Annotated in this window: 17 protein-coding genes and 1 pseudogene; 14 read left to right on the forward strand and 4 right to left on the reverse strand. The window is 46.6% G+C overall.

The window, feature by feature from the left end; all coding sequences use genetic code 11:
- Positions 1-128: 128 nt before the first annotated feature.
- Positions 129-893 carry an Hpt domain-containing protein gene (locus tag AC1RR2_RS00655; RefSeq protein ID WP_493220367.1) on the forward strand — a complete coding sequence of 255 codons (765 nt, stop codon included), beginning with the start codon at positions 129-131 and terminating at the stop codon, positions 891-893.
- A gap of 49 nt (positions 894-942) precedes the next feature.
- Here AC1RR2_RS00655 and AC1RR2_RS00660 read toward each other — a convergent pair whose 3' ends face one another.
- Entirely contained in the window at positions 943-2952 is a 2010-nt protein-coding gene (locus AC1RR2_RS00660) for a site-specific recombinase (protein ID WP_493220368.1), read from the reverse strand.
- A 362-nt stretch (positions 2953-3314) separates the two neighbouring features.
- Between AC1RR2_RS00660 and AC1RR2_RS00665 the strand changes: the two genes are divergently transcribed.
- Together AC1RR2_RS00665 and AC1RR2_RS00670 are read left to right on the forward strand one after the other, a co-directional pair.
- The gene (locus AC1RR2_RS00665) at positions 3315-4571 is read left to right on the forward strand and encodes a pyridoxal phosphate-dependent aminotransferase (RefSeq protein WP_493220369.1); all 1257 of its coding nucleotides are present in this window, start codon (positions 3315-3317) and stop codon (positions 4569-4571) included.
- A gap of 38 nt (positions 4572-4609) precedes the next feature.
- Positions 4610-5920, forward strand: a complete 1311-nt coding sequence (locus tag AC1RR2_RS00670) for a homoserine dehydrogenase (RefSeq protein ID WP_493220370.1) — start codon at positions 4610-4612, stop codon at positions 5918-5920.
- On the opposite strand, the gene AC1RR2_RS00675 is transcribed toward AC1RR2_RS00670, so the two are convergent.
- Genes AC1RR2_RS00675 through ygfZ form a run of 3 tightly spaced genes read right to left on the reverse strand, consistent with a single transcriptional unit; the run spans position 5917 to position 7516 of the window.
- Positions 5917-6153: a hypothetical protein gene (locus AC1RR2_RS00675; RefSeq protein WP_493220371.1), complete on the reverse strand. Its 237-nt coding sequence runs from the start codon at positions 6151-6153 to the stop codon at positions 5917-5919. The genes AC1RR2_RS00670 and AC1RR2_RS00675 overlap by 4 nt on opposite strands.
- A gap of 52 nt (positions 6154-6205) precedes the next feature.
- Positions 6206-6487 (reverse strand): DUF4936 family protein, encoded by a 282-nt coding sequence (locus AC1RR2_RS00680; RefSeq protein WP_493220372.1) that lies wholly within the window; start codon positions 6485-6487, stop codon positions 6206-6208.
- Positions 6488-6496: 9 nt separating this feature from the next.
- Positions 6497-7516, reverse strand: a complete 1020-nt coding sequence (gene ygfZ, locus AC1RR2_RS00685; protein ID WP_493220373.1) for a CAF17-like 4Fe-4S cluster assembly/insertion protein YgfZ — start codon at positions 7514-7516, stop codon at positions 6497-6499.
- A 103-nt stretch (positions 7517-7619) separates the two neighbouring features.
- On the opposite strand from ygfZ, the gene mltG reads away from it, so the two are divergent.
- The 11 genes and pseudogenes from mltG (at position 7620) to AC1RR2_RS00740 (ending at position 20738) form a co-directional block, all read left to right on the forward strand.
- The gene (gene mltG, locus AC1RR2_RS00690) at positions 7620-8615 is read left to right on the forward strand and encodes an endolytic transglycosylase MltG (protein ID WP_493220374.1); all 996 of its coding nucleotides are present in this window, start codon (positions 7620-7622) and stop codon (positions 8613-8615) included.
- Positions 8616-8648: 33 nt separating this feature from the next.
- A complete protein-coding gene (tmk, locus tag AC1RR2_RS00695) occupies positions 8649-9290 on the forward strand; it encodes a dTMP kinase (protein ID WP_493220375.1) in 642 nt (213 codons plus the stop codon).
- Positions 9291-9323: 33 nt separating this feature from the next.
- Positions 9324-10367 carry a DNA polymerase III subunit delta' gene (gene holB, locus AC1RR2_RS00700; RefSeq protein ID WP_493220376.1) on the forward strand — a complete coding sequence of 348 codons (1044 nt, stop codon included), beginning with the start codon at positions 9324-9326 and terminating at the stop codon, positions 10365-10367.
- Between the two features lie 85 nt (positions 10368-10452).
- Positions 10453-10842, forward strand: coding sequence for a PilZ domain-containing protein (locus AC1RR2_RS00705; RefSeq protein WP_493220377.1), 390 nt, complete (start codon positions 10453-10455; stop codon positions 10840-10842).
- A 125-nt stretch (positions 10843-10967) separates the two neighbouring features.
- Entirely contained in the window at positions 10968-11510 is a 543-nt protein-coding gene (locus AC1RR2_RS00710; RefSeq protein ID WP_493220378.1) for a GNAT family N-acetyltransferase, read from the forward strand.
- A gap of 314 nt (positions 11511-11824) precedes the next feature.
- Positions 11825-12775 (forward strand): ABC transporter substrate binding protein, encoded by a 951-nt coding sequence (locus tag AC1RR2_RS00715; protein ID WP_493220379.1) that lies wholly within the window; start codon positions 11825-11827, stop codon positions 12773-12775.
- Complete coding sequence (locus AC1RR2_RS00720; protein WP_493220380.1) at positions 12772-14454, forward strand: sensor histidine kinase; 1683 nt, start codon at positions 12772-12774, stop codon at positions 14452-14454. Before AC1RR2_RS00715 ends, AC1RR2_RS00720 begins: the two co-directional genes overlap by 4 nt.
- Positions 14455-14709: 255 nt before the next feature.
- On the forward strand, positions 14710-16857 hold the full coding sequence (locus AC1RR2_RS00725) for a TonB-dependent receptor plug domain-containing protein (protein WP_493220381.1): 2148 nt from the start codon (positions 14710-14712) through the stop codon (positions 16855-16857).
- Positions 16858-17054: 197 nt separating this feature from the next.
- Positions 17055-17936 (forward strand): annotated as a pseudogene (locus AC1RR2_RS00730) (23S rRNA (adenine(2030)-N(6))-methyltransferase RlmJ); the annotation flags it as partial.
- Between the two features lie 335 nt (positions 17937-18271).
- A complete protein-coding gene (locus AC1RR2_RS00735; RefSeq protein WP_493220382.1) occupies positions 18272-19498 on the forward strand; it encodes a branched-chain amino acid ABC transporter substrate-binding protein in 1227 nt (408 codons plus the stop codon).
- Between the two features lie 349 nt (positions 19499-19847).
- Positions 19848-20738 (forward strand): branched-chain amino acid ABC transporter permease, encoded by an 891-nt coding sequence (locus AC1RR2_RS00740; RefSeq protein WP_493220688.1) that lies wholly within the window; start codon positions 19848-19850, stop codon positions 20736-20738.
- The last annotated feature ends 5 nt before the right edge of the window (positions 20739-20743 follow it).

Raw genomic sequence — 20743 nt, forward strand, 5'->3', positions numbered from 1 at the left:
TCTGCCAATGTTGTAAGTGCACATTGTGGAAGCACTTTATTGTGCCGAGATTGACATGTTCTTCAAAAATTAAGTTTATGATGAATCTATCTCTCGTCCCAAAAAACATCTGTCTTAAAGGATAAAACATGAATGTCGCGGTACAGATGTTGCAACAGTTGCGAACGAATTATTTAAATGAATTGCCGACTCGCCTAAATGATATCGAACTCGCCATCATGGCAATGGAAAAAACTGGCTTCATAGCAGAAAATTTTAATTCACTGTTTCGGTTGGTGCACAGTTTAAAAGGTAGTGGCGGTACCTATGGTATCTATGAAATTACTAATATTTGCCATCCGCTCGAAGATAATTTAAGCGAAATTCTCGAACATCCTGGTAAGTTGACAAAAGCTTTTATCGATATTGCTTTAGCCTACATCGACTTAGTAAGAGATGTCGTGGATGACTATAGTTTTAATGATGAATGTCGAATCGATATAGATAGGCGACTACAAGAATTGCGTCATAAAGCTTTTCCGACCATGCGTTCGGCATTAATTGTTGAGCGTTCTAATGTGATTGTTGTTTTGCTGCGAGACTGTTTAAAAGATCATCATGTTCGAGCAGAAGTTGTAAATGATGGTTATGTTGCTCTGGGGCGTGCTTTAACCGAGTCCTTTGATTTTGTGATTAGCAGCATGGAGGTTCATCATCTTAATGGTGCATCAATCATTGCTGCACTTGCTTTAACCAAAGGGAGTCACGCCCACACAAAAACAATTCTGCTCACTAGCAACAAAGCGAGTGTCCCCACGGTCGTCAAGCCTGATTTCACTGTGGTGAAAGATGCGCAATTGCATCGTAACATCAGCAAAATATTACAAATAGATACCCGTGTTAGTGCCTATTAATGTGATAAGAAGCGGGCATTTCTCAGGATGTTTTTTTACCTTCATTAGCTCATTTATTTGGGGGGAGCAAAAATTCTCTTGGATGAGTCCTAAAACGCCGTGCTATTGCAGTTAATAATTTTATGCGTTGGGTAAAATCCACACCACGCGCTCGTAAGGCAACCGACAATGCGAGATAAAAACTGACACCAAGGTTGACAATGCCTATGCCTAAAAAACCGAGTGCCGTGGTGACCACCATTTGCCAAGGGAGTTGAAAATCCAAAGCAAACAGGGAATAGCCCCACATGGCGGATGAAAGGGTAGTGTGACGTACGTCTAGTGGTAAGCCTAGCAATGCCCCAATGCCAGCTGCACCACCCAGTAAAAATCCCAAGAAAAAATTGCCAGCTAAGACGCCTAGATTATTGCGTATGTATTCGCTGACGCGTTCCCAACGCGCTTTGCCGAATAATTTTTGCGCCCATTGCAGACGGTTTAGGCGCTCAGGAATCCTGCTGTAGCTGCAAAGATTGTCGTAGTAGCCTGCGATCAAGCCCGCTAAAAAAAGGCAAACGCCTGCTACACCAGCAAAAATTAGCGTTCCAGCACTAAACAGATCTATATCATGCAATAAGTGCTTGGCCTTTTCAGGCGTGACGAAATGGGTGCCACTAAAATGTTGAACTAAGTAGGCGATTAACAATGCAACGGGAATAGCGAGTCCAATATTGCCTGCAATGGCGGCTAATTGTGTACGCAGAGTGCGGGCGATTAGGGTGACTAGAGGCTCCAAGTCTCGCTGTCGTTCACGCGTATTGCCTTGTATTTCGCCTATGGCTGCGGCAATGGCATTGGCTGTCATTGCCGGCTGTTTAGTCGCGACTGAGAAATGGAGTAGATGTATCAATACAAAACCCAGACCATAGTTGAGGCAATTAGCTAGTACTTCGGCGAGTGGTGCCAAGCCACGAGCGCCGATATTGATTTTAATTGCCGCCACCAAGGCAACGGCAAGGCCGCCACCAGCCGCTGCTTTTAGCATGGCGAAATAATCACTGCGCGTTTCTGTAATATAGTGTTCGCCGCTTCGACCTGCGTTTTCTGTCACGCGCAAGGCAACTAGCTCCGCGTTTTGGCGCCAAAATTGACGAATATTGTTTTGGCGGCATTCGGCAATTGCCAGCTCACACCACAAATCGGCAATTTGTGTACTGATTTCGGCTTCATCTTGACTGATGTAAGCGGCCAGTAATGCGGTTAGTCTATCCAGCCTATCCAAATGCTGCTGCAAGCGGCGCAGGCGGAAGGTCAAATAGAAACTGGCGCCTTGATGCTGTGCGCGGCGCCGTACACGGTCTATGGTAGCGCTGGCCTGATCGATCAAAACGTCAAGGTGGCGAGCATCAATGTGTTGCATATCTGAGTTATTGCCAGCACTGATGTGATTTTCAATTTCTCTGCTGAGTTGCAGTGCTTCTTCACAAACGCCCAGAAATGGTGATGCGTGATTCTCCAGGCTGGGATCTAGTCTTAGCATTTCTGGTTCTAAGCCCGCTGCGGCTATCCTATGGGCGACCACGCGTAAGGCCTCCAAAATGTCGGCGAGCAGCGGTTTGCTGGTGCTGACTATGGGAATTTCTGTCCGTTCTTGAGCGAAATTCAGAAGCTTGAGTAAAGTTATCCAGTCTTGCAAATCACTGCTTGCGAGCCAGGCTGCATCACTGACTTTGAGCATTTCGCGCAAGGCGTCTTTCAACTGATTGCTGTCGTCGACTTCCGGTAAGAGTTTGTGGGAAAGCCGACGTAGTGTTTCGGCGAAAACACCGGTTGCAGGATAGATTCCAGAAGTTGCTAAGAGTAATACAGCATGACGTTGAGCTAGAAGTTGCAGAATATGCGCGCGCAGCCCCTTCGTTAGTTCAGGTTCAGCTTGCAATAAAGTTATTAATGCAGGCAGTTGAGAAGCTGAGGTGGTAGATCTTGGTCGAATCGCGTCAAACAAGTGAATTAAATTCGGTAATGGGTCGAAGTTGCCGTCCTGGGGCGCTTGCAGTTGCAATAATGATGCTCTCAGCATGTAAGTGTCCTGGTTTGTGTGTTTGATGCGTATCGATGTAGCTAGGTGCATACAGTTTAACAAAAATGCAAATATCTGTGATGCATCGCGGCAGACATTCCCAAATTTGATTCATGCCTCGAATCTTGCCTCATTTATCAAAGGCGTAGTCGCTAGTGGGTAATGGTGTTAAACAATAACGTGAAAATTCTTATTTCCTGTGGAGAATTGTCAAAAATCGTTCATTTAATTGTGCTCAGAGAGAAAGAAACAAGACTTAATTAAATATTTCGCCAAAACACATTGATAAAATAGGGCGCTTTGGGCAGAATGGTTCATTCGGCAGTGCAGCATTTTTTAATTCCCTTTTTGAAAGCAGTCTCGTGCGCCCCATCCAAAAATCCCAAAAACTTGCAGACGTTTGTTATGACATCCGCGGCCCAGTCTTAGAGAAGGCCAAGCAGATGGAAGAAGAAGGTCAGAAAATCATCAAGTTGAATATCGGCAATCTGGCCGTGTTTAACTTTGGTCCACCGGATGAAATCGTCCAGGATATGATTTTGAACATGCAAGGTGCCGCGGGCTATACCGACTCTAAAGGCATGTTTGCACCGCGCAAAGCCATCATGCACTACACCCAGGAAAAGAAAATCCACGGTGTGACCATGGACGATATTTATATCGGTAATGGTGCATCTGAGTTAATCGTGATGGGTATGAATGCTTTGCTCAATCCCGGTGATGAAGTTTTGGTTCCTGCACCCGATTACCCTTTGTGGACTGCTGCCGTCAGCCTCTCAGGTGGCAAGCCCGTACATTACATTTGCGATGAAAGCGCAGATTGGATGCCGGATATCGAGGATATCAAGCGCAAAATTACGCCGAGTACCAAAGCGATCGTGGTCATCAATCCTAATAATCCGACTGGCGCTTTGTATCCGGTTGAGATCCTGCAAAAGATTGTCGATATCGCACGCGAGAAACAATTAATCGTCTTTGCCGACGAAATCTACGATAAGACTTTATACGATGAAGCGGAACATACGTCTATCGCGTCCTTGGCCGATGATGTTTTATTCCTGACCTTAAACGGCATCTCCAAAAATTATCGTTCGTGTGGCTATCGCGCAGGCTGGATGGTGATTTCTGGCGAAAAACGTCATGCCAAAGATTACATCGAAGGCTTGAACATGTTGGCTTCAATGCGCTTGTGTTCAAATGCGCCCGGACAATTCGCGATTCAGACCGCATTAGGTGGCTATCAAAGTATTAAAGATTTAGTCGGTCCAGGTGGTCGACTTTTGAAACAGCGCGATCTCGCATACAAATTATTAACCGCTATACCCGGGGTTACTTGCGTCAAGCCAAAAGCGGCACTGTATATGTTCCCCAAACTTGATCCGGCTATTTATCCAATAGAAGATGATCAGGCCTTCATCCAAGATCTCTTGGTTGAGCAACGTGTTTTATTAGTGCAGGGCACGGGTTTTAACTGGATCGCACCGGATCACTTCCGCGTCGTTTTCCTTCCTAATACGGATGATCTGGCTGATGCCATTGGCCGTATCGCGCGCTTCCTTGAAGGCTATCGCCGCCGTCATGGCACGGGCGAATTTGCACCCAAGCACGCAAATGAATAATCTATAATCAATCTTTTTTAAAATTTATTTAAATATATATGAAACCCATCAAAGTAGGCCTATTAGGATTAGGCACAGTCGGCTCCGGCACCTTCAATGTTCTCAAGCGCAATCAAGAAGAGATTATGCGCCGTGCAGGTCGTGCGATTGAAATTACGATGGTGGCAGTACGTAATGTAGAGCGCGCCCAAGCAATCGTGAAAGGCGAAGTTGAAATCGTCACTGACGGCAATCTGGTGGTCAATCATCCTGACATCGACATCGTAGTCGAATTGATCGGTGGAAATGACATTGCAAAAGACTTGGTACTAAAAGCCATTGCCAATGGCAAGCATGTGGTGACGGCGAATAAAGCTTTAATTGCTAAACACGGCAATGAGGTTTTTAAAGCCGCAGAAGACAAAGGTGTGATGGTGGCATTTGAAGCCGCAGTAGCTGGCGGTATTCCTATCATCAAAGCTTTGCGCGAAGGTTTGACCGCCAATCGCATTCAATGGATAGCAGGCATCATCAACGGCACCACGAATTTCATCTTGTCCGAAATGCGCGACAAGGGCTTGGACTTTGCTACGGTTTTAAAACAAGCCCAAGCGCTTGGGTATGCAGAAGCAGATCCCACTTTTGATATAGAAGGAATTGATGCCGCTCATAAATTGACCATCATGGCATCAATCGCATTCGGCATTCCGACTCAATTCGACAAAGCCTACATAGAAGGCATCACGAAATTAGAAGCGACCGATATTGAATATGCAGAACAACTCGGTTATCGCATCAAGCTCTTGGGCATTACTAAGCGTAGCGATGCAGGCATAGAGTTGCGCGTGCATCCAACCTTGATTCCAGAAAAACGTTTGATCGCAAACGTCGAAGGCGCAATGAATGCAGTCTTGGTACAAGGCGATGCCGTTGGTGCTACTTTGTATTACGGGAAAGGTGCTGGCTCAGAACCAACAGCTTCTTCTGTGATCGCAGACGTCGTCGATATCACGCGCTTGGCGACAGCCGATCCTGAACATCGCGTTCCTTATCTGGCCTTCCAGCCAAATGCTTTGAGCGATTTGAAGGTATTGCCAATTTCTGAAGTGTTCACCAGCTACTACTTACGTATGCGTGTAGAAGACAAGCCTGGCGTATTAGCTGACGTAACAAAGATACTCGCTGAGTTTTCGATTTCTATCGATGCGATGTTACAAAAAGAGCCAGCAGAAGGAGAATCACGTACGGACATCATCATGCTGACGCATCAGACCCAAGAAAAAAATGTGGATGCAGCGATAGCAAGGATAGAAGCATTGGCATCAGTGACGGGCAAAGTTACCAAGTTGCGTTTAGAAGAGTTGAGCTAAGTTAGTCTGGCTAAATCTGAATCAGAAAAAAGGAGGGAGGCAATTCGCTTCCCTTTTTTGTTAGCGGTAATGTCTGGTGCGTACTCGACCAAGATGGGGTCGGTAAACGACCCGCGCAAAGGGAAGCGGGGCAGGCTTTCGCGTCTTCCATCTGGATGCACGATCTCTGCACCACCGCTTACCATCAACATGATCGAGAAGGGCAAGATCGCGGGCAGAAGCATACTAGGCATTGAATTTGAACTACTTGATTGGTTCAGTCCTGACTGAGTGGTAACAGCGGATTTAATCTAAAACATGAATAAAATATTCTAATCTACGCTCGCCTTGTATCCATGTAGGCAGGCCGCATTTTGCTACAGCGACATTAATTATTTGTTCAAAGCCTTCCGGTACATCGTGGTAGATTTCCATCCAGGTGATGAGTCCATTGTTGCAAATTGGCCGTCTTTGCAATTGAACTCGGTGCCGAATTTTGCCCATCAGCTCAGCGCGTAAAAGTTCAACACTATGCACAATCTGCGTTGCGTGACCGAGTTCACTTTTGTAATAGATGTAGCAATCCATATTGATGAGCTATTCCGTCACATCCAGATACGCATAAGGCAAAGCTAAAAACTCCAGTATCGGCCCATTACTAGCGCCCAAGTGCACTTTGCCTTGTTCTTGATCCGCCAGTTTAATTTCTACCAAGCAGGCGAAACCGTGACCAAAATTGCGTTCTGCATTGACGATGATGCCGCAAGGCTGACTTGGATCGTTATCGGAAAAAATTTCCATCGCCACATCGACGCTATCAGCATTGACTAAGGCAATTGCCATGCGGCGCTTGAGTTTCCCCAGATACTGACTGCGTGCGACGATTTCTTGGCCTGGGTAGCAGCCTTTTCTAAAGTTGACACCGCCTATCAATTCGAAATTAATCATTTGCGGTACAAATTTTTCTTTGCTTTGTTCAACAACTTGCGGCAAACCTGCATGAATGTTACCTAAACGCCAGATGCTGGCATCGACTTTTTGCAAACTTTCATCAATCTGCGCAATAATTTCCGCCAATTTTTCATGGGTGACTATCCATTGATAGCGCGCAGCATTAAAGGCATCGTGGATACGGATTAGAGTGCCCGCATCGCTATTAGCTTTGTCGTTGACCCCGATCGGTAGTTGAGCAAATTGCGTCAATAAAAATGCTTCTGCTGCCTTACCGCTAAGCCCGAGTAACGCAAATTGTTCAGAGATGTCTTCCAGCTTTAACTTCGAGCGCATAATAAACATCTGTAATCGTTTTTGTAATGCTGGTTGCAAACTAGCGGAACTTTGCAAGACGATACTGCTGTCCATTTTCCAGTATAGAAAACTAGCGAGCATGCGTCCTTTTGCGGTGCAGTAGGCGGCATAGCGTGATTGCGTATCGTTGAGATGCTCAACATCATTGCTCAGTTGATTATGCAGAAAACTAGCAGCATCATCACCATTGGCTCGCATCAGGTTTTGATCTTGTATCAGACAGATATAACCGTTTTCTAATTGCGCCATAGTGAGTTGGCTGGCATCCTGTGTCTTTGAGGTATTGAAAAATTGCGTTGTTGTGCTCATGTTGTGCTCATTTTTTCCAGTTTTTGTGCCAATGCAGAATGCTTCCATTTACAATGGCAGCGATTTTTCGTGATTATCGCAGTAAATGGGGATCAGTGTTCACATGGCTTCTTTGAAAAAATTCTTGGTTTTTTGTACTTTGTTGAGCTTAGTGCTCGCGGCACTTGGTGCTTGGGCTTTTGTACGCTGGATGGACACGCCCTTAGATAGCGATAAAAGCATAGAATTCACGATCAAGTCTGGTAGTAATGTACGCAGTGCTGCGCGTCAGTTAGTCGATGCCGGGGTGCCAATACAGCCTTATTTTTTTGAGGCATTGGCGCGCGTCACGGGTAAGGCAGCTAGCTTAAAGGCGGGTTCGTTTGAATTGACACCACAAGAGACACCACAACAATTACTAAGAAAAATCGTTGAAGGTAAATTCAGCTTTAGTAATCTGAGGATTATCGAAGGGTGGAGCTTCAGACAGATGCGCAATGCAATCGACGCACACGCCTCAATTCGTCACGATACGACTGGGCTATCTGATCAGGAATTACTAAAAAAAATCGGTAGTAAATATCAACATCCAGAGGGTCTATTTTTTCCTGATACGTATTTGTTTGCAAAAAATAGCAGCGACGTTCAAGTGTTTCAACAAGCACATCAAGCCATGCTGGCAAAATTAGACGAAGCCTGGAATAAGCGCGCACAGAATTTGCCGTATAAAGATCCTTATCAGGCTTTAATCATGGCATCGATCATAGAAAAAGAAACAGGGCAGGCTAGCGAGCGCGGCATGATCGCATCGGTTTTTGTAAACCGGTTACGCTCCGGCATGTTATTGCAAACCGATCCGACCGTCATCTACGGCATGGGCGATCAATTTCAAGGCAATATTCGCAAACGCGATTTGACCACGGATACCCCTTACAATACCTACACACGTGCGGGCTTGCCGCCAACACCGATAGCTCTGCCGGGATTCGATGCCTTGAAAGCAGCGCTCAACCCCGAGCCTAGCAATGCTTATTACTTTGTGGCGCGTGGAAATGGCACCAGTCACTTTTCGGAAAATTTAAACGATCACAATAAAGCGGTTAATAAGTATCAGCGTTAAGTATTTTTATACCTATAAGAACGAGAAAAAAGCATGACGAATAAAGAGCATCACTCCGGACTATTTATTAGTTTTGAAGGCATAGATGGTGCGGGTAAATCGACCCATATCAGTTTTGTGCAAGCAGCATTAGCACAGCGAGGCATCCAAGTTATTAGCACCAGAGAGCCTGGCGGCACGCCATTGGGTGAAGCCTTACGCGCTTTGCTGTTAAAAGAAAAAATGCATTTGGAAACCGAAGCCTTATTGATGTTTGCATCGCGTCGTGAACATATCGCTCAAGTGATACAGCCTGCACTCGATGCGGGTACTTGGGTCATTTCAGATCGTTTTACTGATGCGACTTTTGCCTATCAAGGCGGAGGACGTAAATTGGATTTGAATAAGTTGAACGCTTTAGAGCAATGGGTGCATCCGCATTTGCAACCTGATTTAACCTTACTATTTGACGTACCGATCGAGGTCGCGCGTACCCGCTTAGATGCTACGCGTACATTGGATAAATTTGAACAAGAAAAAAGTGATTTCTTTAATGACACGCGCAACGAGTATTTGCGCCGTGCGGCAGAGTTTCCTCAACGTTTTAAAGTGATAGATTCAACCCGTAGCATAGAAGCGATACAGCAGGAATTATTAGGAATTATTGATGCGATGTGCGCCCATGCGACGAGCTAACAAACTTCCATTGATAAGTATGGAAATTAAACTATGAACCAAGCTTTATTCGATTGGCAGCACGATACCTGGTCGCAAATTATGTCCATGCGCGGCCGTATGCCGCACGCCTTTTTGTTATATGGCGCCGAGGGCATAGGGAAAGCGCAATTTGCTGAACATCTAGCCAAGTCGCTATTGTGTGAATCACCTGCGAGCGACGGTCACGCTTGTGCTAGGTGTTTATCTTGTAATTGGTTTGATCAGTACAGCCATCCCGATTATCGTCGCGTACGTCCCGGTTTATTGGATGAAGAAGAGGCGGCTGAATCCGAAGCAGGCGAGGGGGCTGAAGAGCCTGAAAAAAAATCCGCGAAAGCCAGCAAAGCGCCTTCCAAAGAAATCGTGATTGATCAGGTTCGCGCATTATCCAATTTCATGAATATTTCTACCCACAGACAGGGAACGCGCGTGGTTGTGATGTATCCGGCGGAGGCATTGAACACACCGGCAGCAAATGCTTTGCTGAAATCCTTGGAAGAGCCTAATCCGAATACTGTGTTTATTTTGGTTTCGCATAAAGTGGATAGACTTTTGGCAACGATATTATCTCGTTGCCATAAATTGCCTTTGACGATGCCGACCACAACACAAGCTCTAACGTGGTTAAGTGCGCAAGCGGTGAAAGACCCAGAAACCTGGTTAGCTCTGCAGGGTGGCGCACCACTTTTGGCCTTGGAAATGGCGCAATCGGACGACACTAAAGATCTGGAAGAGTTTTTGCGAGGATTAAGCAAGCCCGATATCGAAGTGAGTTTGAAGCTCGCTGATAAAATGCAAAAAATGGATATGCCAAGAACGGTGTCATGGTTGCAGCGTTGGTTGTATGATATTTTTTCTTTTAAGCAAAGCGGTAAAATCCGGTATTATCCCAAGTATCAATCAGATATCAGTCGACTCGCGGCACGTAGTAGCAACGATATCTTGATGAAATTGATCAAAAGCAGTCAAGACAGACAGGCCATCGCCACTCATCCTTTGTCTGGAAAGTTATTTTTAGAGGATATGCTGTTAGAATATTCTTCGAGTTTCAGCTAAGTGACTACTGAGCGTTTGCAGTGTATTGCGCCACATCGTTTCTTGGCTAGAACCATTCAATTAAAGCTTGTTACTGGAATTTGTTATGGCTGATTTACCACAAGATCCTGGTGTTCCCCTGAACATGCCGTCGCCGTCACGGCCATCGGTGTTGTCCTTGGCAATCAAAGAAAAGTCCGCTTTGTTTTCGGCCTATATGCCTTTTTTAAAAAATGGCGGCATTTTTGTACCGACCAATAAAGCGTATAAATTGGGTGAAGAAATTTACGTGATTTTGACTTTATTGGATGACCCGAGTAAATATCCTATTGCTGGCAAAGTCGCTTGGGTGACGCCGGCTGGTGCAGGTAATAATAAATCGCAAGGTATAGGCGTGCATTTTCCGAATGATGAAAGCGGTGTCCGGGTCAAGCTGAGGGTAGAAGAAGTATTGGGTGCCAGCATCCGGTCATCACGAGCGACGCATACGCTTTAATCACAACTCAATTATCAGAAAATAACTGCGTCTGATTGCCACTGATTCTAGTTTGGCCAGCGCAGTATTTTTTTGTACATCTTTTTTGCGCGATTTTTTTCTACCTTATTCTCTCACTTTTCATTATGTCGTCTTCTTCCTTATTCCCCACACCCGTATCAAACGCTCCACAATTTTCACATCGCATTGCGCGTTTGGACGACCTGGCTGCGATAGTCGCGATTTACAATTCCACTGTGGCTTCACGTATGGTCACTGCCGATACCGAGGAAATTTCGGTTGAATCACGTCTGAATTGGTTTCACGAACATACGCCCGAGAGGCGTCCATTGTGGGTGGTTGAAGGTGCCAAAGGCGACATCATAGGCTGGTTATCATTTTCCAATTTTTATGGCCGTCCAGCTTATTCTGGTACCGCGGAATTATCGATCTATCTGCATGAATCAAGCCGGCGTCAAGGTTTAGGTCGCTATTTCTTAGAACAAGCCATTGCCTTCGCACCACAAATCAAAGTACATACACTTTTGGGTTTTATTTTTGGTCACAACCTAGCTAGTATGAATTTGTTTGCTTCGTTTAATTTTGAGATTTGGGCGAACATGCCTAAGGTTGCGAATTTGGATGGTATCGAACGGGATTTGATTATTTTTGGTAAAAGGGTTGCTTAGCGATGATAGTGTCAAAGTATTTGTGGCTTGGCAATCATGCTTGTTTTGACCTTAGTTTATTTCGTTGACCTCAGGCAAGTCGAACGCCTATACTTCTTTATGGCTGGTTCTCAATTAATTTTTATTCCTCATTGATTCTTTCATGACTTCCTTATGCTTCGCTTCATAATGGCTGTTGATGACTTCGAAGTGTTGGGCTCATTTTTCTGCAATGGGTTTATCCATGCCAAACAATCTGCTGTAGAAAGGCAGTTGGTTCTATGAGACAGCGACCCAATATCGATAATACTGCGCGGCGAGATTGTTTGAGAGTCTTGACGACTGCAATATTTAGCGGTGCTTTAGGCAATGGCATTAATTGCGCGATTCATCAGCCCGTATTTGCGCAAACCTCCCGCAAAGAAAATTTAGCCGTACTGTACCCGGAAATCGGTGAACCATTTCGCGCCATCTTTGCCAAGATTTTGGAAGGGATAGACGATAAGTTACAGACGCGTACCTATAAGCTGGCGGTACCCGTCGACACAGATTTAAGCGCGATGGTGGCTGAATTGCGGCGTTCCGATCTGAAGGTGGTGATTGCCCTTGGTCGTGCTGGTATGCGTCTGGCTAGTGCCTTGGAACGCGGCGTGGATGTGGTCGCGGGTGGCATTATCAGTCCGACTGAAAACGAAGCGCGTGAAGCGAACATATTGTGTTTAGCACCCGATCCTTCCTTATTGATGCAACGTTTAAAAGCTTTGCTGCCGGCGGTAAAACGCGTTAACGTCGCCTATTCTGCACGGCATAGCGCATGGTTAATGCGTTTTGCACAGGACGCCGCCAAACAGTCTGGTCTTGATTTGCGGATGCAAGAAGTCAGTGATTTACGAGGTGCACTTCGTTACTATCAGGATTTTTTTACCCAGGCGACTTCACAGGATGCGCTTTGGCTGCTGCAAGATCCTCTTGCGGTTGATGATTCGAGCGTGTTACCTCTGGTGCTTCAGGAGAGTTGGAATAAAAACCTGCCGCTGTTTTCCAGTAATGTGGCGCATGTTCGACGTGGCGCTTTATTTTCGCTCTATCCTGACAATCTCGAACTGGGTCGTAGCCTGGCACGGTCTGCCTTGGCCAGACTGAATAGCAGTGCACCGTTAGCACGTGGTGCCTTACCTTTGCGTGATGTGCATGCGGCACTTAATACGCGTACCGCCAGTCATTTAGGCCTAGATTTAACGCCTCAATTCCAGAGCGGTTTTCAACTGCTACTACCAGAACGATGAATTGGCTACACCTCAACTATTGGCTTGCGCGATTGCGCCATGCCACCTTTCGACGGCAGTTGATTATTGCGGTGGCTATTGGTGTATTTAGCGTAGGATCAGTTACCGCTTTGCTTTCATCTTGGCAGGGCAGTCTGCAGGTCCGTGAAACCTTGGTGCAGCAAGGCTTAAGTTTAGCCAATAGCGTGGCGCAGCAAAGTCAATTAGCCTTGTTAACAGAGAGTGCAGATAATGCCCGCGAGCCGATTCAACGTGCTATGTCATTTACGGATGTATTACAGGTTGAATTGCTGTATGCCGATGGCCGCAGTTTAATAAGTCAGGGGACGGTGGCAGAAATGAGTGCCGGCCAACCTAAGACAAAAATTGCGGGTTCTTATCTTGAAACAGAAACTAATCTGGCCTGGCGCTTTGTAGCACCTGTGTACACCAAACCAGCTGAGGCTTCGCCATTCGAGGCGGCTATCGCCACGCCTGAATTACTCGGTTATGTGCGCGTCACCCAGGGTAAAGCTGCTTTATCAAAATTAGTGAATAGATTAGCCTTCATTAATTTCGGTGTCGGCCTGATACTTTCCTGTCTGTTGTTATGGTTGTTACGTTTGCTGGCCCATAGACTCAGTCAACCGCTAGGCGAGCTGTCTAAGGTGATGACACAAGCCGGTCAAGGACAAATGGGCTTACGGGCGATACCGGATGGGCCTAGTGACATTGCCAGCATGGCGCAAGTATTTAATAGCATGATGCAGAGCCTCGAGCAACGCGAGCAAGAATTGCAAGAAACTAATGCCGAGTTGGCCAACCATGCTGCCACATTAGAAGAGAAAGTAGCGCAACGCACGGCCTCGCTCAGCAGCAGTAATGCGGAGTTGCAACAAGCACTGCATACGCTGCGCGAAGCGAAAAGACAATTGATTGAATCCGATAAGCTTGCTTCCTTAGGACGCTTGGTTGCCGGTGTCGCGCATGAATTAAATACGCCATTGGGTAACGCCTTGATGGCGGCATCAACGATGGAAGATATTATGCAAACAATTGCTCAGGCTATGGCTACCGGTGGTTTGCGCAAGTCTGAGTTCGAACGAGTTATCGCACAAAGTATAGAAGGCAGCGCAATGGTCACACAGAATGTGCAGCGTGCCGCAGAAATTATCAAGGGATTCAAACAGCTCGCGGTGGATCAAACCACGGAGATGCGTCGCGTCTTTGAACTTGATAGTGTTATTTCCGAAATTCTGTTTGCTTCGCAACCTATGTTTAAGCACAAGCCTTTTCAGATAGAAACGCGACTAGCGCCAGATTTGAAAATAGACAGTTACCCCGGTCCACTCGGACAGGTCATCAGTAATCTGATACAAAATGCGCTAGTGCATGGTTTTGCGGGACGCGATCAGGGTTGTTTGAGTATAGAAAGCCGACTTCATGATCAAGACTATGTACAGATCATTTGTAGCGATGACGGTGTTGGTATGAGCGAGGCCGTACGTTTGCGTATCTTTGAAGCCTTTTTTACCACGAAATTTGGACAGGGTGGTTCAGGCCTAGGTATGCAAATTGTTTACAACTTGGTGACTGGATTATTGGGCGGAGAAATCAATGTTGAGAGTGTGCCCGATAAAGGAACGCGTATCACGATTACCTTGCCCTGTGCCGCGCCGCATAATGTCTTGTCAGAATGAACGCAGCGGTATCGATGAATAAAATTTGCGTGTGTCGCGGAAGTAGGTAAAACCCACTGGTGATGAATTTCATTTACCGAAACCCAAGCACAACTTGTAGGCGAAAGCGTTTAACTCTATGATTCTTGTCAGCACTCTTGTAAGCGCTATTGTAAGCATTTGGGCTGCGTTTAGTTGGTTTGCTCACGTTTTGGTTTGTCCACATTCTCGATATCGTTCACACAACCCGCATTTAATTACTTGCAAGGTCTATTTATGAGTAAAGCAAACTTCAACAATGTGGACTTTAATGCGCTGCGCCTGAAAAAAAGTTTCATTGCGATGTTGGCGTTGCCTTTGCTACCTTGTCTGGCGCAAGCTCAGTCTGTCAGTCCTAATGCGCAATCAGGTGAAGATCTTGCTTTGGTTTTTGGAGATCGTGCCAGCATCAGTGTCGCCACGGGGAATTCTCAATTGCTGCGTCGCGCGCCTGCTGTGGCTACGGTCATTACGGCCGAAGATATCGCAGCCATGGGACTCACCGACTTGAACGAAGCACTGGAAACCGTGACTGGTATCCACGTTAACCGTATCGCACCGACCTATGCGACCAGCTATGCGATACGCGGCATTGGTGGCAATGGCGTGATTAATCCGCAAGTGCTGGTATTGCAAAACGGCATACCGATGACGGATGTCTACAATGGTGATAAGGGGAATAACTGGGTAAGCATGCCGCTCACCAACGTCTCGCGTATTGAAATTATCCGCGGACCAGGTTCTGCTTTGTATGGCGCAGATGCATTTGCTGGCGTGATCAATATCATCACCAAATCGGCCGCCGAAATACCGGGCACCACTCTGGGTGGACGTGTTGCTTCTTTTCGCACTGCTGATGCCTGGATACAGCACGGTGGTAAATTGTCTGATCTTACGGTTGCTGCGTATCTGCAAGTAGGGCGTACGGATGGTCAGCGCAGTATCATTGATCAAGATGCGCAGACCTTGAATGATAAACGCTTTGGTACCAAAGTCAGTCTTGCGCCAGGCCCAGTCAATACTGAATACAAAGCTTTAGACGCTCAATTAGATCTTTCGTCTAGCAATTGGCGTTGGCGTAGCAGCTACAAAATCCGTAACGATATTGGTTTTGGTCCTGGCGTTAATAGTGCACTTGATCCCACTCACCATAGTGATAGCAGCCGTTTTACCAGCGACTTAAGTTGGAACTCATCGCAGTTGATTAACGACTGGAACTTCGGTGCAGTGCTCAGTTTCTTGCGTCTCGCTGAGCAAACACCACAAGGGATCGCATTATTTCCGCCAGGTACTCGCATTGGCCCCAGTTATTTTCCTGACGGGATGATAGGCGGTCCGGGAAGATGGCAACGTACGGTGCGACTCTCTGGTTTTGCGGCCTATAACGGCTGGCTTGGTCATGCTATACGTATAGGTGCAGGTCATGATGATTTGAATTTATATCACACTACAACCTTTAAGAATTTTTTACTCAGTCCCACTGGTTTACCCATACCGACGGGAGCGGTACAAGACTACAATGCGATACAACCGCATATCTTGCCGCACCGCCGACGCATCAATTATGTATACCTACAAGATGAGTGGCAAATATTACCGGACTGGGTAATGACCGCTGGTGTCAGGCATGATCGCTATGATGATTTTGGCGGCACTACCAATCCGCGCCTAGCTTTGGTTTGGGATGCTAGTGTTGATGTGACAGCGAAATTTCTGACAGGCCGTGCATTCCGTGCGCCCTCTTTTAATGAGCAATACGGTATTAATCCTGTCAATAGTGGTAACCCTTCACTGCAACCAGAAACCATCAGCACCCATGAACTAGTCTTGAACTGGCAAGCTAATTATAAGTTAGGCGTCAACCTGAATTTATTCGACTACCGCATGGCCTCGATTATCCGTAGCGTGGCAAATCCCGCACCAGCGCCCGGTGCAAGTTACCGAAATGTGGGGCAAGTCAATGGACACGGTGCAGAACTTGAACTTAATTGGGAATTCAGTGACAAGCTGCGTGGCAGCTTTCAACATGCCTGGCAAAAAGCGCGAGATCCACAGAATGGCAGTGACCCCAGCCTTGCTCCTCGCCACCATACCTTTGCTAAACTGAGTTGGCAAATGGCACCGGGTATTCTACTTAGCCCACAAGTCAATCGCGTCGCAGGACGACTACGTTCTGCTGGCGACACACGCCCACCTGTTCCTGATTACACCACGCTTGATTTGGCACTGAGTAGCAAGTTTGGCGGCTGGGAATTGTCTCTCAATGCACGCAATCTGCTAAACGCCGATGTGCGTGAACCTAGTCTGGCACCGGGGCTGGCAATTCCTCATGATTTTCCTATGGCACCAAGGTCAATCGGCTTGCAGTTGATCCATAAATTGTGAGCGTAATTCTGTTTTATTTTGTAAAAACTGGCATAAATAAAGCAATTGGGTATTCGATTATTATCGAATACCCAATTATTGACTATGATTTCGAGTCTAAGTGCATAAACAGAGTAAAATTCGGCCTTATATGATTTTTTTGATCTTGGAAATGGCTGTACCTCTCGTCCAGATCTCTCTTTTTAGGAATCCCCACTATGCTGAGCTATCGCCATGGTTTTCACGCTGGCAATCATGCTGACGTTCTCAAACACTTTGTTTTAATCGAATTACTGAATTATCTCGGCCAGAAAGATACTGCTTACACTTACGTCGATACCCATTCCGGCGCCGGATTGTATTCTCTGGATACCGGCTATGCGATGAAAAATGCCGAGTATGAAACCGGTATCGCCCCTTTGTGGGATAGAGATGATGTTCCTGCTGCTTTACAGGTCTATCTGGACTTGGTCAAAGCCATGAATCCTAGCGGAAAGATGCGTTATTATCCAGGTTCGCCTTACTGCGCGAATGAAGTGATGCGCTCGCAAGACCGTTTGCGTTTGTTTGAATTGCATCCTAGCGAAATCAAAATCCTCAGCGAAAATTTCCGCAAATTAGAAGCCCACAAAGCCGAGCAGGGCGAGCGTCAAACGGTGCGCGGCAAACGGATTATGATTAACGCAGGTGACGGTTTCGAAGGTTTGAAAGCCATCCTGCCACCGCCATCGCGTCGTGGCTTAGTCTTGATTGATCCACCGTATGAAGTCAAAGACGATTATCGTCGCGTGAAGGTTTGTCTGGAAGACGCTTTAGTACGCTTTCCAACGGGTACTTATGCAGTCTGGTATCCGGTCTTATCACGTATAGAATCCAAACAATTGCCTGAGCGCCTAAAACGTATTCCGGCGAATGGTTGGTTGAATGTAACTTTGAGCATCAGTGGTCCGACACCTGACGGTTTTGGTTTGCATAGCAGCGGTATGTTCATCATCAATCCACCGTGGACGCTGGAAGCGACTTTGCGTGAAGTGATGCCTTACCTGGTGCGTGTCTTGGGTAAAGATGTCAGTGCGAAGTTTGAAATTGAATCGGGTGAAACTGAAACAGTTCGTATGAAAGGTCCGGTACGAGCAAATGTGGATCGCAGCATTCAAGGTCAGGGACGCTCTGCGATTGCAGGCGGTGCTCGCCCGCAAGTTGGTAGTTTACGGACAAAAGCGGCTCTTAGTACAAGCCGAGGCACAGGTTCTAATGCAGCTACGGGTGCCAAAGTAAACCGTGAAGTGAATCATGATAAAGGTCAGGGAAAACGTATCGCACGCCCTGCGAATCTATCGAAGACGCGTTCACGTTAATTCTGTACAAAACGGCGCTTGTCCTTAGTTACGCTAAGCCAGCGCCAAACTTGTTGATATTTCTCATGGAGAGCCTTATGCAAAAAATCTTTTTCGCATTCGTGTTGAGCCTGGCAGCAAGCACTCATATTGCGCATGCCGATACGCTGAAAATCGCGGTCATCGATCCCATGTCCGGGCCATTTGCGCCCATAGGTCACAATAGCTTTAATTCTTTTAGTTATCTCGCAGAGCGCGCGAATGCCGAAAAATGGGCGGGTGAACATAAGCTCGTGTTCGACGCTTTTGACAATAAAGCTGGCGTGCAAGAAAGCTTAAGCCTATTGCAAACAGTGATCGATAAGGGCTATCGTTATGTTGCTCAAGGCACGGGGTCGGCGGTTGGATTGGCTTTGATCGACGCCATCAATAAACATAATCAACGCAATCCGGGCAAAGAAATCATCTATCTGAACCACGGCTCTATAGATCCGGATATGACCAATAGCAAATGTAGCTTTTGGCATTTCCGTTTTGATGCAAATTCCGACATGAAAATGGAAGCGCTCAGCAGCTTTATGGCGGCGGACAAAAACATCAAAAAAGTCTATCTGATAGGCCAAAATTATTCGCACGGCCAACAAGTCGCGCGTGCCGCGAAGGCTTATTTAGCGCGTAAGCGACCTGATATACAAATCGTCGGTGACGACTTACATCCACTCGCGACGGTGAAAGATTTCGCGCCTTACATCAGTAAGATGAAAGCCTCAGGTGCCGACTCTGTTATCACTGGCAACTGGGGTACCGACCTGGCGCTATTGATTAAAGCGGCGAAAGAAGCAGGTTTGAGTGCTAATTTCTATACCTACTACGCCAGCTCGACAGGTGTGCCAACCGCAATGGGTTCTGCAGGTATCGATAAAGTAAAACTGATAGGCTACTGGCACCCAAATAATGCCTCAACCTTGGGGGCGCAATTGACTAAGGGTTTCAAAGAAAAATACAAAGATGATCTGTCTTCTGTCTCAACGTATTCCCTGATTGCCAGCCTGAGTAAAGCCGTCAAAAAAGCGGGCACGATAGATCCTGTCAAAGTTGCTTTTGCGCTAGAAGACATACAAATCGATTTCTTTGGCAATCCCGCCACCATGCGTAAGAGCGACCATCAAATTCAACAAACTTTGTATCTGTCTAATTGGGTCAAATTGAATGGTAAAGATGTTAAGTTCGATCAGGAAAATACCGGCATGGGTTGGCAAACTTTACAAAAAATCGATGCCTTTGTGGCTGCGCAACCGACCTCCTGCCAGATGAAGCGGCCTTGATGTTGTTTAGGATGTCGGTCCGAACAGCCCATCTTTTGTATGCCGCTGATTCTATATAGACGCAAATACCTTGTTTGCCCCTCGTTCAGTGAGACTAGGGGCACTGGCAGTAAGTTAAGACTGAAAAGCCTTCGAGGTCTAGACGCTGAGGTGTTGAAAAAAGCAAAAGGAGAGAACGCAAGGGAGTATCAAGCTTTTCTCCGCGCTCCTCAGCGCCACCGCGCCTCGGCGTTGAGGGCTTTGATTTTCTATCCTTAACTTAGTTGTTGAACTAGCCTGAAAGTTCGAATCTTTGGAATTTTTCCTCATCAACTTATTCAACGGCCTGAGTTACGGCCTCTTGCTCTTCATGCTTTCAGCGGGACTGACGCTGATTTTTAGCATGATGGGTGTTCTCAATTTTGCGCACGCCAGTTTTTATATGCTGGGTGCCTACCTAGGTTATACCTTCAGTGGCTTATGGGGATTTTGGAGCGGCTTACTGCTAGCGCCTGTGATCACCGGTTTGCTGGGTGTAGTCGTTGAGCGTTTTGCGCTCAGACGATTGCATGCACAAGGTCAACTCGCTGAGCTTCTTTTTACTTTTGGCCTTTCTTATTTGATTGTCGAATTAGTGCAATTAATTTGGGGGCGACTGACAGTTCCCTATGCGATTCCTGAAAGTCTGCAAGGCGCACTATTCTCCATCTCTAGCAGTACCTTTTCAGTTTATCGCGCATTTATGGCACTCGTCGCCTTGATAATGCTGGCTATCATTTACATGCTGATTACGCGTACCCGTATTGGTTTGGTGATACAAGCGGCGCTAACACAGCCGACCATGGTGGAAGCATTAGGCCACAACGTGCCGCGCATTTTTATGTGGGTGTTTGGCACTGGGTGTGCATTGGCTGGTTTGGCGGGGGCGGTGGGCGGTAACGCCTTTGTCACCGAGCCTGGTATGGCTGCCAGTGTAGGCAGTATTATTTTTGTGGTCGTGGTGTTGGGTGGCATGGGATCTTTAGTTGGCGCGTTTTGGGCCTCCTTATTGATCGCCTGTGTCCAGACCTTTGCGGTCACCTTGGATGTTTCATTACTCAAACTCATTCAGGGCTTTGGTGGTGATATTCAAACCGACCATTTTGCTTACACTCTATTGTCTTTAAATATCTCGCAGATTGCACCTATCCTACCTTTTTTGACCTTGATCTTAATGCTGTTGTGGCGACCACAAGGCTTGATGGGGGCGCGCCATGCCTAGTAATT

This window comes from Undibacterium sp. GW821-FHT11H02 (assembly GCF_058808015.1).